General features: G+C 72.5%; 13 protein-coding genes. 12 read left to right on the plus strand and 1 reads right to left on the minus strand.

Features of this window, described 5'->3' with window-relative positions:
• Positions 1-21 precede the first annotated feature (21 nt).
• Positions 22-204 (plus strand): Rv0909 family putative TA system antitoxin, encoded by a 183-nt coding sequence (locus I847_RS0101610; protein ID WP_028048281.1) that lies wholly within the window; start codon positions 22-24, stop codon positions 202-204.
• Between the two features lie 15 nt (positions 205-219).
• The gene (locus tag I847_RS27525) at positions 220-348 is read left to right on the plus strand and encodes a hypothetical protein (protein WP_255346359.1); all 129 of its coding nucleotides are present in this window, start codon (positions 220-222) and stop codon (positions 346-348) included.
• 19 nt (positions 349-367) lie between these two features.
• On the opposite strand, the gene I847_RS0101620 is transcribed toward I847_RS27525, so the two are convergent.
• On the minus strand, positions 368-1,111 hold the full coding sequence (locus tag I847_RS0101620) for an MBL fold metallo-hydrolase (RefSeq protein WP_028048282.1): 744 nt from the start codon (positions 1,109-1,111) through the stop codon (positions 368-370).
• A 140-nt stretch (positions 1,112-1,251) separates the two neighbouring features.
• On the opposite strand from I847_RS0101620, the gene I847_RS0101625 reads away from it, so the two are divergent.
• From I847_RS0101625 to I847_RS0101670, 10 genes are all read left to right on the plus strand, one after another.
• Entirely contained in the window at positions 1,252-2,028 is a 777-nt protein-coding gene (locus I847_RS0101625) for an aldo/keto reductase (RefSeq protein WP_028048283.1), read from the plus strand.
• A 126-nt stretch (positions 2,029-2,154) separates the two neighbouring features.
• Entirely contained in the window at positions 2,155-2,427 is a 273-nt protein-coding gene (locus I847_RS0101630) for a hypothetical protein (RefSeq protein ID WP_028048284.1), read from the plus strand.
• Positions 2,400-4,334 (plus strand): sugar-binding domain-containing protein, encoded by a 1,935-nt coding sequence (locus I847_RS21405; RefSeq protein ID WP_231384035.1) that lies wholly within the window; start codon positions 2,400-2,402, stop codon positions 4,332-4,334. The genes I847_RS0101630 and I847_RS21405 overlap by 28 nt, the downstream gene beginning before the upstream one ends.
• 138 nt (positions 4,335-4,472) lie before the next feature.
• Positions 4,473-7,076 carry a family 1 glycosylhydrolase gene (locus I847_RS26470; protein WP_051274367.1) on the plus strand — a complete coding sequence of 868 codons (2,604 nt, stop codon included), beginning with the start codon at positions 4,473-4,475 and terminating at the stop codon, positions 7,074-7,076.
• Complete coding sequence (locus tag I847_RS0101645; protein ID WP_028048285.1) at positions 7,073-7,399, plus strand: hypothetical protein; 327 nt, start codon at positions 7,073-7,075, stop codon at positions 7,397-7,399. The genes I847_RS26470 and I847_RS0101645 overlap by 4 nt, the downstream gene beginning before the upstream one ends.
• Positions 7,399-8,604: a UDP-galactopyranose mutase gene (gene glf / locus I847_RS0101650; RefSeq protein ID WP_051274368.1), complete on the plus strand. Its 1,206-nt coding sequence runs from the start codon at positions 7,399-7,401 to the stop codon at positions 8,602-8,604. Before I847_RS0101645 ends, glf begins: the two co-directional genes overlap by 1 nt.
• On the plus strand, positions 8,601-10,364 hold the full coding sequence (locus tag I847_RS0101655) for a thiamine pyrophosphate-requiring protein (RefSeq protein WP_028048287.1): 1,764 nt from the start codon (positions 8,601-8,603) through the stop codon (positions 10,362-10,364). Before glf ends, I847_RS0101655 begins: the two co-directional genes overlap by 4 nt.
• 519 nt (positions 10,365-10,883) lie before the next feature.
• Complete coding sequence (locus I847_RS0101660; RefSeq protein ID WP_028048288.1) at positions 10,884-12,086, plus strand: Zn-dependent alcohol dehydrogenase; 1,203 nt, start codon at positions 10,884-10,886, stop codon at positions 12,084-12,086.
• A complete protein-coding gene (locus I847_RS0101665) occupies positions 12,086-12,538 on the plus strand; it encodes an SRPBCC family protein (protein WP_028048289.1) in 453 nt (150 codons plus the stop codon). Before I847_RS0101660 ends, I847_RS0101665 begins: the two co-directional genes overlap by 1 nt.
• On the plus strand, positions 12,535-13,509 hold the full coding sequence (locus tag I847_RS0101670) for an SDR family oxidoreductase (RefSeq protein WP_028048290.1): 975 nt from the start codon (positions 12,535-12,537) through the stop codon (positions 13,507-13,509). Before I847_RS0101665 ends, I847_RS0101670 begins: the two co-directional genes overlap by 4 nt.
• Positions 13,510-13,511 lie beyond the last annotated feature (2 nt).

Raw genomic sequence — 13,511 nt, forward strand, 5'->3', positions numbered from 1 at the left:
TGACAGTGGTGGTGGTGAAACATGGGAATCGACGACCTCAAGAACAAGGCCTCCGACGCTCTCGACAGCGACAAGGGTGAGAAGGCGAGCGACGCGGGTCTGGACAAGGCGAGCGACGCGGCCTCGTCGGCAACCGGCGGCTCGCACGACGAGCAGATCAGCCGGGTCGAGAAGTCGGCCGACGAGCACGTCGGCACCGACTGACCGGCGGCCGGGCGCATGAGCGAGACCACTGACGACGGGCCGACCACTCCTGCCGGAGACGGCACCGGCCCCGACGAGAGCGAGCTCGACCCCGCCAAGACCGGCTCCGACCACTCGCAGGACGAGCGCGGCGACGCCGGCTGACCGCGACGAGCACTGCTCGTCAGTGCGCGCCCACCCGGCGCGCCTGCTCGACGGCGGACGCCACCCCGTCGGTCCAGGGCTCACCGTGCCCGGGCAGGACGGTGGTGGCGCCCGTCGCGGCCAGCGGCTCGAGCGACGCCAGCGCCAGGGCGCTGTCCGCCGTCGCCGCACCCGCGACGATCTGCGGTCCCGGCACGCCGGTGTACGGGTCGAGGGTGACGAGCGCGTCGCCGCTGAGCACCACGTCGCGGTCGGGCAGGTGCAGCGCGCAGTGCCCGGCGGTGTGACCGGGCGTCGGGACCACGACGGGCCGTCCGGGGACGTCCACCGGACCCCCCTGCGGCAGTGCCTGCAGGCCACGGACCCCCGGCACCCGCAGGGCGCCCGCCGCCGCCATGGAGCCGAGGATCCGCAGCGCGCGCGGATGGCGGATCGGGTAGATGGCCCGGGGGTTCTCGTGCGCGTAGCGGTACGGGTGCTCGGCGAGGACGAAGTCGTGCGGGTGCGCCCAGACCGGGACGCCCAGGTGCGCCTGGACGCGCGCCGCGACCCCGGTGTGGTCGAAGTGGGCGTGGGTCAGGACGAGCGCGGCGACGTCCTGGGGGCGCAGCGCGCGCTCGCGCAACGCCCCGGCGAGCAGGGGCCAGATCGCCGGGAGCCCGGCATCGACGATGAGTACTCGCCCGTCGTCCTCGACCAGATAGCAGTTCACGAACGCGTGCCCGAGACGGTAGACGCGATCGGCGACCTCGGAGGTGATCATCGGTGCTCCGGACGGCTGTCGTGGGACCGCACGCCTCCGAACGGGTCTGACCGATCATCGCGCGCACCACGTGTGTGTCAAACGCAGCGTCGGTCGTCCCGGCGGATGCGCCCCGACGGGCGGTCGCGCATCCTGGGGCGATGATCCACGTCGACGTCCCCACCCTCGCGCTGCGCGGTGGCGCCATCCCTGTGCTCGGTCTCGGCACCTGGCAGGCGCAGCACGGCGCGGCCGAACGTGCCGTCAGTGCGGCTCTCCAGCTGGGCTACCGGCACGTCGACACCGCCACGATGTACGGCAACGAGGGGGAGGTCGGGCGGGCGTTGTCCACGGTGGGCATCGACCGGGACGACGTCTTCGTCACCACGAAGCTTCCGCCCGAACGCGTCGGTCGGGAACAGCGGACGCTGACCGAGTCGCTCATCGCGCTCAACCTCGACCACGTCGACCTGTGGCTCATCCACTGGCCTCCGGGCGGGCAGGCGGCCCCACGGACGTGGGACGAGTTCCGGGCGGCTCGCGACGAGGGGCTCGTCCGGTCGATCGGTGTGTCGAACTACTCGATCCGGCAGATCGACGAGCTCATCGAGGTGACGGGGGAGGCACCGGCGGTGAACCAGATCCCGTACAGCCCGTCGGACCACGACCCGGCTCTGCTCGCTGCCCACCGCGAGCGCGGGATCGTCGTGGAGGGGTACAGCCCTCTCAAGCGCTCCGACCTGCGTGCACCGGCCCTGGTCGACGCGGCCGCCGCGCACGACGTCACGGCGGCCCAGGTGGTGCTCCGTTGGCACGTGCAGCACGACGTCGTCGTCATTCCCAAGTCGACGGACCGGGAGCGGCTGGCTGCCAACCTGGACGTGTTCGGCTTCGAGCTCACGGACGAGGAGATGGCGCGCATCGACGCGCTCGGCTGACGGCAGACCCCGGACGGGCGGAAGCCGGTGGCTGTGTGCCAGGCTTGTCGTGCGCCGAGAACCGAGCCGACCGTAGCCAGAGGTGGTGGGCGGGTGCCAGTGACGACGACGACCAGACGTGCCGCAGTGGCGGCGACAGGGACGTGGACCGACCCGGACGGGGTGCGCCGGCCGGCCGGTGAGGTGCACGCCTGGCACAGCGGCGCCAACGAGACCGTCTGTGGTCTGAGCCTGTACCGGAGCTCGTTGGCGCGGTTCCCGCACGTCACGTGGGCGGACGTCCAGCCGGCGACCGGCGGGCACGCCGACGAGGTGGAGCGCGTCTGCCCGCGGTGCGCCGCAGGCATGGGCAAGAGGCGCGACGAGCGCCCGTGGGTGCGGACCCGGCCTCGCCCGTGAGCGCGTCGTCGAGCACGCCCGAGGACGACGTCGCTGCGACCACGGTGGACGTGAACCACCCCCGCCCGCAGCTCCGGCGCGAGGAGTGGGAGGACCTGAGCGGGCCGTGGGGCTTCGCGTTCGACGACGGCCTGCAGGGCATCCCCGGCCGCTGGCACGAGCGGGAGGACGTGTTCGACCGCGTGATCCAGGTGCCGTTCCCGTTCGAGTCGCCGGCCAGCGGCGTCCACGACACCGGGTTCCACCCCGTCGTCTGGTATCGACGGGAGTTCACGGCGACCGCCCGACCCGAGCAGCGTCTCCTGCTGCACTTCGGCGCCGTCGACTACCGCGCGCACGTCTGGGTCAACGGCGCGTCGGTGGCCTACCACGAGGGCGGCAACACCCCCTTCGCGGCAGACATCACCTCCGTCCTGGACGACTCCGGCACGCAGGTCGTCGTGGTCCGCGCGGAGGACAGTCCGTCGGACCTGCGGCAGCCACGAGGCAAGCAGGACTGGCAGCCGGAGCCGCACGCCATCTGGTACGACCGCACGTCGGGGATCTGGCAGCCCGTCTGGCTCGAGCACGTGCCCGAGGCGCGCGTCCGCTCGCTGCGGTGGAGCACCGACGCGGACGGTCGCGGCGTGGACCTGGTGGTCAAGGTGCGCAAGGACGCGAAGAACGACCTGCGTCTGCGGGTGGTCCTGACCCAGCGTGGGCGCGTGCTCGGCGACGACACGTACGCGGTGACCGACGGCGAGCTGCAGCGACGCATCACCTTCGCCGAGCACGACATGAGCCTCGGGCACTCCGACCTGCTCTGGTCGCCCGAGCACCCCAACCTCATCGACGCGGTCATCACGCTGCTCGACGGCGAGGAGGTGCTGGACCGCGTCTACAGCTACACGGCGGTGCGCAGCGTCTCGGCGTCCCGCGACCGCCTGCTCCTCAACGGGAGGCCGTACTTCCTGCGCCTGGTCCTCGCACAGGGTTTCTGGCCGCAGTCGCACCTGGCGGCGCCCGACGCCGACGCCCTCCGGCGGGAGGTCCAGATGATCAAGGACCTCGGTTTCAACGGCGTCCGGCTGCACCAGAAGGTGGAGGACCCCCGGTTCCTCGCGTGGTGCGACCGCCTCGGCCTCGTCGTCTGGGCCGAGATGCCGGCGGCCTACCAGTTCTCCACGACGACGATCGAGCGACTGACGCGCGAGTGGCTGGAGGTCCTCGAGCGTGACCTGAGCCACCCCTGCATCATCGCCTGGGTGCCGGTCAACGAGAGCTGGGGCGTCCCGGCCCTCGAGCGGTCGCGGCCGCAGGAGGACCTCGTCCGGGCGCTCTACCACCTGACCAAGGCCATGGACCCCGACCGGCTCGTGATCGGCAACGACGGCTGGGAGCAGCCCGTGACCGACGTGGTCACGGTGCACGACTACGCGTCCCGCGGCTCGGTGCTCCGCGACCGGTACGGCGACTGGGCCAGGCTGGAGCACACCCTCGAGCGCATCCAGCCCGGCTATCGCGTCCTCCTCCTCGGCGGCGCGGCGCGCGACGACCGGCCCGTGCTGATCAGCGAGTTCGGCGGGATCACCCTGGACGCCGACAACAACGGAGGCTGGCGCGGCTACGGCGAGGTCCGCTCGGCGGACGGCCTTCTCGAGGGATACCGCGACCTGGTGACCGCCCTGCTCGACAGTGCAGCCGTGGTCGGGTTCTGCTGGACCCAGCTGACCGACACGCAGCAGGAGCGCAACGGTCTGCTGACCGCGGAGCGCACGCCGAAGGTCCCGGTGGGCGCCATCCGGGCGATCACGCAGAGGGTGGCGGCGGCGGTCCCCGGAGACGCGATCGACGAGTTCGCCTACGGCGACTACGCCCCCGGCAGCCCGCAGGACCTCGACGGTCCGTCCTCGACCGGGTCGGGGTAGCGCAGTCCCTGCGCGTCCGGTGCTGGAAAGCGTTCGCCGCGACGAGCCGCCGATCAGCACGTACGTTGTGCACCAGAGAGGTTGGGTCGACAGCCCCGCACGACAGGACCCGCAGGGGTCTTGATCACCGGAGGCCCCGTGCACCCCGTCGAGCGACCCATCGGTCACCACGCTCTCGCCCCGCTCCCGCCCGTCGGCCGCACGTTCGTCGGCGGCTTCGAGAGCACCTACAGCCCCGCCACCGGGGTCGACGCGCTCGAGGTCACGGGGCATGTCGCCCGCTGGAGCGAGGACGTCGACGCGCTCCTGGCCGCTGGCGTCCGACACCTGCGCTACCCGTTGCGGTGGCACCGGATCGAGGCCGAGCGGGGCCAGTTCGTCTGGGACGAGACGGACCGGGTGCTCGGCGGGCTCCGGGACCGCGGGGCCGTGCCCATCGTGGACCTGGTGCACCACACGTCGTACCCCGACTGGCTGACCGACGGCTTCCGCGACCAGAGGTTCGGGCCGGCGTTCGTGCGCTACGCGCGGGCGGTCGCCGAGCGATACCCCTGGCTCGACGCCTACACGCTGTTCAACGAGCCCTTCGCCACCCTCTTCCTCTCGGGTCACGAGGCGCTCTGGCCGCCCTACGACCGGGGGATCGAGGGGTTCCGCCGACTCCTGCTGTCCGTCCTCCCGGCGCTCTGCGACGCGGCCACGACCTGGCGTGAGCTCCTCCCCGACGCGCACCACGTGTGGGTGGACACCGGCGAGCACCACCGGGGGACAGGCCCAGGCCGGGCGTACGCAGAGCTGGCCAACGACAGGCGGCACGCGGTGCTGGACCTCGTGCTCGGTCACGACCTCGACCCGGCACGACCGTTCCTCGGCCGCCTCGTGCACGACGCCGGTGGTCGCCTCCTGGACCTACCGCCACTGCGGGTCGACGTCCTGGGCCTGGACTACTACTGCCACTCGGAGTGGTTCTACGACGAGATCGGCGGCCACGCGCCCTCACCGCGACCCGTGGGCCTGGCGAACGTCGTGCAGCAGTACTGGGACCGGTACCGGCTGCCGCTCATGCTCACCGAGACCAACCTGCGCGGGCTGCCGTCCGACCGCGCGGGATGGCTGCGGCACACGCTCGAGCAGTACGAGGTCGCCCTCGGTCGCGGCATCCCGCTGCACGGCTACTGCTGGTTCCCCCAGCTGGACTCCGCGGACTGGGACTCGCTGCTGGCGCGCACGGCCGGGCGACCCGATCCGGTCGGGGTGGTGGCGCGCGCCGCCGACGGGTCGAGGATGCGCACCCCGTTCACGGACGCCTGGGAAGCGGCCGCCCGCGGCGTGCCCGTGGCCGAGCTGCCGGCGGTCCGCTTCCAGCCGCCGTGCGACGCCCAGCTCGAGGGCCTGCTGCCCGCCATGGCGCACTGGCCCTGGACAGACCCCACGCCCGCGCAGCAGGTGCACGTGCTGCGCGCGCAGCTCCCCGTCGACCCTGTCCACGCAGTCACCCTCGACACCCCTGAAGAGCCCACCATGTCCGTATCGCAGTCCGCCGCTGCCTCGTCGCACCGCCCCTCGGACCCGACGGAACCCGATCTCGTGGTCCTGTCCCACCTCAGGTGGCCGTGGGTGTGGCAGCGCCCGCAGCACGTCGTCTCTCGGCTCGCGCACACCCGGGCAGCGAGCGGCGCTCACACGTGGTTCGTCGAGGAGCCCATGACGGGCGACGTGGACCAGCCGCAGCTCCACCTGGAGGCGGCCGGGCCGGACGTGACGCGCGTCGTCCTGGTCGTTCCCGAGGCGTCCAGCCCCGTGCCACGCAGCGAGGCCTACCCGCACGATCGTGGGTTCGAGGACCCGGCCGCGCAGTCGTACGGACGGCTGCTGGCCGAGCTGGTGGGAGAGCCGGAGCTGCTGCCCGAGGTGTGGCTCTACACCCCGATGGCGCTGGACATCGCCCTGGCGATCCCCAGTGGCCTTCTCGTCTACGACGTGATGGACGACCTCGCGTCGTTCAAGGACGCGCCTCAGGGGCTCGTGCTGCGCCAGCGTCGCCTGCTCGCGGAGGCCGACGTCGTGTTCACCGGCGGGCCGTCGCTGCACCGGGGCATCCTGCGGCAGCGACCCGACGGCGTCCACCTGTTCCGCAGCGGCGTCGACTCCGAGCACTACGCCCAAAGCCGGGAGCTCCGGGACGCCCATGAGCGCCCGGTCGCGGGCTACGTGGGCGTCATCGACGAACGCATCGACCTCGAGCTCGTGGACGAGCTCGCCCGGCGCCTGCCCGACTGGACCATCCGGCTCGTCGGTCCGATCGCCAAGATCGACCCCGCCTCGTTGCCGGCGCGGCCGAACCTGGAGCTTCCGGGGATGAAGTCGTACGACGAGCTGCCGGGCGTCATGGCCGGCTTCGACGTGGCGCTGATGCCCTTCGCGCTGAACGAGGCGACGCGCTCGATCAGCCCGACGAAGACGCTCGAGTACCTGGCGGCCGGTCTGCCGGTGGTGTCCACCCGTGTGCCCGACGTCGTGGACGACTACGCCACCGTGGTGCGGCTCGCGGACGATGCCGCCGGTTTCGCGGACGCCTGCCGGGTGCTCGTCCTGGACGACGAGCATGCCCGTGACGTGCGCGCCCGCCCGTTGCAGGCGCGGCAGGAGTGGGACTACATCGCCGCGTCGATGTCGCGCCTCGTCGAGGGGGCGGCGCGCTCGACGCTCGGCGGCGCTGCAGCAGGGGAGCGGAGCGCATGACCGGCTGGCGCGAGCAGCTCCGGCACACGCCGATGAGCCTCGACCTCGAGCGCGCGCACGCGCAGGCCGTCGGAGCGGCGTCGGCCGGGCTGCAGGACGCAGGTCTGGGACCTGTCCGCCTCGCGGGAACCGCCGTGCCCACGCTCGCCGAGGCCGCCGTCACGTCGGCGACCCCCTTCGTCCGCGCACCTTTGCTCGGGCGGCTCTCGCGGGTCCGGGTGCTGCACACCCCCACCGGTCCGCCGGACCCCCGCGGCGGACCGGCCCGATGCCCGTCCTGCGACGTGCCGGACCCGTGCCCCACCGCGAAGGAGCTCGACTGATGACGACGACGACCGCAGCGCTCGACCTGCACGATCGGCTCCGGCGGGCACACCTCGTCGTCGTCGGCTCCGGCTTCTACGGGCTGACCATCGCCGAGCGCACGGCCCGGGAGCTGGGGCTGCGGGTCCTCGTGCTCGACAGACGGCACCACCTGGGCGGCAACGCCTACTCAGAGCTCGAGCCGCAGACCGGCATCGAGGTGCACCGGTACGGGGCGCACCTCTTCCACACCTCCAACGAGCGCGTGTGGCAGTACGTGCGACGGTTCACCGAGTTCACCTCCTACCAGCACCGGGTCTACACGGTCAGCAAGGGGCAGACGTACCCCATGCCGATCAACCTCGGCACCATGTGCCAGTACTTCGGCCGCAACCTGTCGCCGACCGAGGCCCGCGCCATGGTGCTGGAGCACGCGCGTGAGGTGTCGGCCGACGACGTGTCCAACCTGGAGGACCGCGCGATCTCCCTGATCGGGCGTCCGCTGTACGAGGCGTTCGTGCGGGGGTACACGGAGAAGCAGTGGCAGACGGACCCGAGGGAGCTGCCCGCCGAGATCATCACGCGCCTTCCCGTCCGGTACACCTTCGACAACCGCTACTTCAACGACACGCACGAGGGGCTGCCGGTCGACGGGTATACCGCGTGGCTGGAACGGATGGCGGCCCACCCGAACATCGACGTGGCTCTCTCCACCGACTTCTTCGAGGTCCGGCACCTGGTGCCGCAGGGCACGCCCGTGGTCTACACCGGGCCGCTCGACGGCTACTTCGGTCACTGCGAGGGACGGCTCGGCTGGCGCACGCTGGACTTCGAGCAGGAGGTGCTGCCGGTCGGGGACTTCCAGGGCACCTCGGTCATGAACTACGCCGACGCCGACGTGCCGTGGACCCGCATCCACGAGTTCCGGCACTTCCACCCGGAACGCGACTACCCGAGCGACGGCACGGTCATCGTCCACGAGTACTCCCGCACGGCGGGACCCGGCGACGAGCCGTACTACCCGGTCAACACGCCCCGCGACCGGGAGATCCTCGCCCGGTACCGCAAGCGTGCCGCCTCCGAGCGGGACGTCTACTTCGGGGGCCGCCTCGGGACGTACCAGTACCTCGACATGCACATGGCGATCGCCTCGGCCATGGCGCTGTTCGACAACCGGCTGGCCGAGCGGCTGCGAGCACGAGCCCTCGAGGGGGACGGCTCATGAGCACCGTCGCGGACGCCATCGTCGACCGGCTCCTGGACTGGGGTGTCGACCGGGTGTTCGGGTACGCCGGTGACGGCATCGACCCGATCCTCGCCGCCCTGGACCGACGGGAGGACCGCATCTCGCTGGTGACGGCGCGGCACGAGGAGATGGCCGCCTTCATGGCGACCGGCCACGCGAAGTACGGCGGCGGGGTCGGCGTCTGCCTCGCGACGCAGGGCCCCGGCGCCGTGCACCTGCTGAACGGCCTGTACGACGCCAAGCTCGACCGCGTGCCCGTGGTGGCCATCGTCGGTCAGGTGGTGAGCACGGCGCTCGGGTCCGGGTACCTGCAGGAGGTCGACCTGCACACGGTGTTCAAGGACGTCTGCGCGCAGTACCTGCAGACCGTCATGACGCCCGAACAGCTGCCGCACGTGCTCGACAACGCCTTCCGCACGGCGCTGGCCACCTCGAGCCCGGTCTGTGTGATCGTGCCGCACGACGTGCAGAAGGCCGATCCGGTCGAGGACCTGCACGGGCACGGGCTCGTGCCCACCTCGACCGCCGTCGCACGCGGCCGGTCGCTGCCGCGCGACGAGGAGCTGTCCGAGGCGGTGGCGCTGCTGTCCGCCGGTCAGCGGGTGGCCGTGCTGGCCGGGCAGGGGGCTCGCGGCGCCGCGGACGAGGTCGCGGCGGTGGTCGAGCGGCTGGGCGCGGGGCTCACCACGTCGCTGCTCGGCAAGCCGCTGCTGGACGAGTCGTCGCCCGGTCACTGCGGCGTCATGGGCCACCTCGGGACGACGGCGTCGGCGGACCTCATGGCCGGCTGCGACACGCTGCTGATCGTCGGCAGCAACGACCCGTGGACCGAGTTCTACCCCGCTCCCGGGCAGGCGCGAGCGGTCCAGATCGACGTGACGGCCAGGAACATCGGCACCAAGTACCCGGTGGAGCTCGCCCTCGTCGGCGACGCCCGTGACACCCTCGGGGCGCTTCTTGCGCGCCTGCCCGCACGGGACGGCTGGCGCGGCGAGGTCGAGGGCTTCCGGTCGCGGTGGCAGGAGACGGCTCGCCAGCGGGTCGAGCAGAAGGCCGACCGCCTCAACCCCCAGCTCGTCGTGAAGGAGCTGTCCGCGCACCTTCCGCCGGACGCGCAGGTGGCCGTCGACGTCGGCTCGGTGACCTACTGGTACGCCCGGTTCCTCCACCTGCCGCCCGGGGTGCCGGCTCACCTCTCCAGCACCCTCGCCTCGATGGGTTCCGCCCTCCCGTACGGGCTGGCCGCCAAGCTCCTGCACGACGACCGGCCGGTGGTCGCGCTGGCGGGCGACGGCGCGATGCAGATGAACGGGCTCGCGGAGCTCATCACGGTCGCGGACCGGTGGCGGGACTGGACGGACCCCAGGTTCGTGGTCCTCGTGCTGCACAACGGCGACCTCTCGGAGGTGTCGTGGGAGCAACGTGAGATGGAGGGCGATCCGCGGTTCGTCACGTCGCAGCGTGTCCCGGCCTTCCCGTACGCGGCCTACGCCGAGCTGCTCGGGCTGACCGGGATCCGGGTGAGCGACTCGAACGACGTGGCGACCGCCTGGCGCACGGCGTTCGCGGCAGACCGGCCGGTGGTGGTGGAGGCGGTGGTGGACCCGGACGTTCCCCTGCTGGCACCGCGCCAGCCGCAGGAGAAGGTCGACCAGACGGTGCGCGGCCTCGAGCAGGAGCCTGACGCTGGCACCGCTGTCCGGCTGCTCGGCGAGCAGCGGGCGCACGAGAACGGCTGACGAGCGGCGGGCGCAGGAGAACGGCTGACGAGCGGCGGCCGTGCCGGTCAGACGCGCCGCCGCGACTCCGAGGTGCGGCAGAGCTGCTCGCACGCGGCGGCGGCGTCGACCGACCGGCGGTCCATCTTGCAGACCGGACACGTCGAGTCGCGCTGGAGGCAGGCGGGACACGGCTCGGGTCTCCTGCCGAGGAGTCCGGGAACCGGGTGCGACCCGGCGCAACGGGCACCGCGGTCGCAGTGCGGGCAGTGCCCGTTGGTGAGGGTTGCTGTCCCGCAACGGCACACCTGCAGTGGCATCGGGCGAGCTCCGTCCACGGTCGTGGTCTGGATCCTCGCCCTTCTCGGGGGATGCGACTCACTGTAGTTGGCGGCGTCCGGCCCAGCACGTCGTGGCAGCCCGGCGCCCGAGTGCGCGACGGCCGCGATGGCCGCTGCGGTCGCGGTGACGGTCCTCAGAGCGCACGATTTTCCCCTCAGGTGCAGAACGTCGCCGGCGAGCACGACCAGGAGGACCGACGTGCGTGCACTCACCTGGCAGGGACGCGAGGACGTCCGGGTCGAGACCGTCCCGGACCCGCGCATAGAGCAACCGACCGACGCGATCGTGCGGGTGACGTCGACCGCGATCTGCGGTTCCGACCTGCACCTGTACGGCGTCCTCGGGATGTACCTGGAGAAGGGCGACATCCTGGGGCACGAGGCGATGGGCGTCGTCGAGGAGGTTGGCCCCGGCGCGACGCGCCTGAAGCCCGGCGACCGGGTCGTCGTGCCCTTCGGCATCGCCTGCGGCACCTGCTGGATGTGCACGCACGGGCTCATGTCGCAGTGCGAGACGACGCAGGTGCGCGACCAGGACAAGGGCGCCGCGCTCTTCGGCTACACCAAGCTCTACGGGCAGGTACCGGGCGGCCAGGCGGAGTACCTGCGGGTGCCGCAGGCACAGTTCGGGCCGGTCGTGGTGCCTGACGACGGCTCGCCGGACGAGCGCTACCTCTACCTCTCGGACGTCCTGCCCACGGCGTGGCAGGCCGTGGAGTACGCCGCGGTCCCGCCGGGCGGCACGGTCGTCGTCGTGGGGCTGGGTCCGATCGGGCAGATGGCGGCACGGATCGCAGCGCACCGCGGGGCGTCGCGGGTGATCGGGCTGGACCTCGTGCCCGAGCGGCTGGCCATGGCGCGCCGCCACGGCATCGACGTGATCGACGTGACGGCGGTCGACGACCTCCTCGGGGCGGTCCGTGACCTCACGGACGGCCGGGGTGCCGACTCGACGATCGACGCGGTCGGCATGGAGGCGCACGGGTCGTCTGCGGCGGCCGGCGCCCAGAAGCTCGCCGGTCTGCTGCCGGACGCTCTGGCCCGGCCGATGACCGAGAAGGCGGGGGTCGACCGGCTCGCGGCGCTGCAGACGGCCATCGAGCTGGTGCGGCGAGGGGGCACCGTGTCCATCTCCGGCGTCTACGGCGGCGCCGTGGACCCGATGCCGATGATGGACCTGTTCGACCGCCAGGTGAGCCTGCGGATGGGCCAGGCGAACGTCCGGCGGTGGGTCGACGACCTGCTGCCGCTGGTGTCGGGGGACGAGGACCCGCTGGGCGTGCTGGACCTGCGGACGCACCGTCTCCCGCTCGACGAGGCGCCGGACGCCTACGCGATGTTCCAGGCCAAGAAGGACGGCTGCATCAAGGTCGTCCTCGACCCGGCCGCACGGGCGGGCTGATGGCGACCGTCACGCGCGCGATGAGCTGCCCTCCGCAGGCGGTGCTCGACGTGCTCGCCGACGGCTGGACCTACGCCACCTGGGTGGTCGGGACGTCGCGCCTGCGCAGCGTCGACCTGTCCTTCCCGGCGCCCGGGTCCACCATCGACCACTCCTTCGGCGTGTGGCCGGCGGTGATCGACGACAAGACGATCGTGCTGGCGTGGCGTCCCGACCGAGGCATCGAGCTGCAGGCCCGTGGGTGGCCGGTGGGGGAGGCGCGGGTGCGCATCGACGTGGTTCCGCGGGCGGGGGGCTGCTCCGTGCGGATCGTGGAGGACGCCGTGCGGGGTCCGGGCCTCCTGCTGCCCCGACCGCTGCGTACAGCGCTCCTGGTGCCCCGCAACACCGAGACTCTGCGCCGCTTGTCGCACCTGGCGCAGGGGCGCAGCGCCCGCGCGGCGGCGGCGTGACCCCGTCGCCGGACCCACGCGTCGTCGTCCTCGTCGGCGCGTCCAGCGGGATCGGACGAGCGACGGCGCACCGGCTGGCGCGTCGAGGGGACGCGCTCGTGCTGGCCTCGCGTTCGCGAGCCGTCTTGGAGATCGTCGCGCGGGAGTGCGAAGCACTCGCCCCACCGGGTCGGCCGGGTGCGCACGTGGTGCCGACGGACGTGGCGGACCGTGCCGCTGTGGAGGCCCTGCTGTGCTCAGCCGTCGACCGGTTCGGTCGGGTCGACGCCGTGATGGTCTCGGCCGCCGTCGTGGCGTACGGGCGGTTCACCGAGGTGCCGGGCGACGTGTTCGACCAGGCCATGAAGGTGAACCTGCTGGGCACGGCCAACGTCGCGCGGGCCGCGCTGGAGCTGTTCGGCGCCGCAGGCGGTGGCCACCTGGTCGTGGTGGGCTCGCTGCTGGGCCGGATCACCACCCCCTGGATGAGCTCGTACGTGGCCGGGAAGTGGGGTGTGCACGGCCTGGCTCGCACGCTCCAGCAGGAGGTGCGACGAATGCCGGGCGTCCACGTCTCCCTGGTGGCGCCCGGCAGCGTCGACACGCCCGTGTACTCGCAGGCGGGCAGCTACGCCGGGCGGGTCGGTCGCCCACCGCCTCCGGTCGTCCGCCCGGAGGCTGTCGCCCGCACGATCGCGCACGTGCTCGACCGTCCGAGGCGCATGGTGTCCGTGGGGCGGTTCACCCCGGTGATGGCCGCCGCCTTCCGGCTGCTCCCGAGCCTGTTCGACGCTCTGGTGACGCCTCTGATGTCCGTCCTCGGGCTCTCGCGCCGGAACGTCGAGGCGAACAGCGGGAACGTCTGGGCCCCGACCCCTGCCGGCGAGGCCGTGCACGGACGGTGGGGGCGCCAGTGGCTGCGCGCGCCCCTCGTCGTCGCGGCGACGGTCCCGGCGGCGGTCGCCCTCCGTGAGCTGCTGCGCCGGTCCTGACG

The sequence above is a fragment of the Cellulomonas sp. URHD0024 genome, from assembly GCF_000426185.1.
Classification (GTDB): Bacteria; Actinomycetota; Actinomycetes; order Actinomycetales; family Cellulomonadaceae; genus Cellulomonas.

Bases quoted from the DNA above. Each gene is read 5' to 3' on its own strand.
- I847_RS0101610 (WP_028048281.1), top strand. From the start codon at position 22: ATGGGAATCGACGACCTCAAGAACAAGGCCTCCGACGCTCTCGACAGC.
- I847_RS0101645 (WP_028048285.1), top strand. From the start codon at position 7,073: ATGACCGGCTGGCGCGAGCAGCTCCGGCACACGCCGATGAGCCTCGAC.
- glf (WP_051274368.1), top strand. From the start codon at position 7,399: ATGACGACGACGACCGCAGCGCTCGACCTGCACGATCGGCTCCGGCGG.
- I847_RS27525 (WP_255346359.1), top strand. From the start codon at position 220: ATGAGCGAGACCACTGACGACGGGCCGACCACTCCTGCCGGAGACGGC.
- I847_RS0101655 (WP_028048287.1), top strand. From the start codon at position 8,601: ATGAGCACCGTCGCGGACGCCATCGTCGACCGGCTCCTGGACTGGGGT.
- I847_RS0101625 (WP_028048283.1), top strand. From the start codon at position 1,252: ATGATCCACGTCGACGTCCCCACCCTCGCGCTGCGCGGTGGCGCCATC.
- I847_RS0101665 (WP_028048289.1), top strand. From the start codon at position 12,086: ATGGCGACCGTCACGCGCGCGATGAGCTGCCCTCCGCAGGCGGTGCTC.
- I847_RS0101620 (WP_028048282.1), bottom strand. From the start codon at position 1,111: ATGATCACCTCCGAGGTCGCCGATCGCGTCTACCGTCTCGGGCACGCG.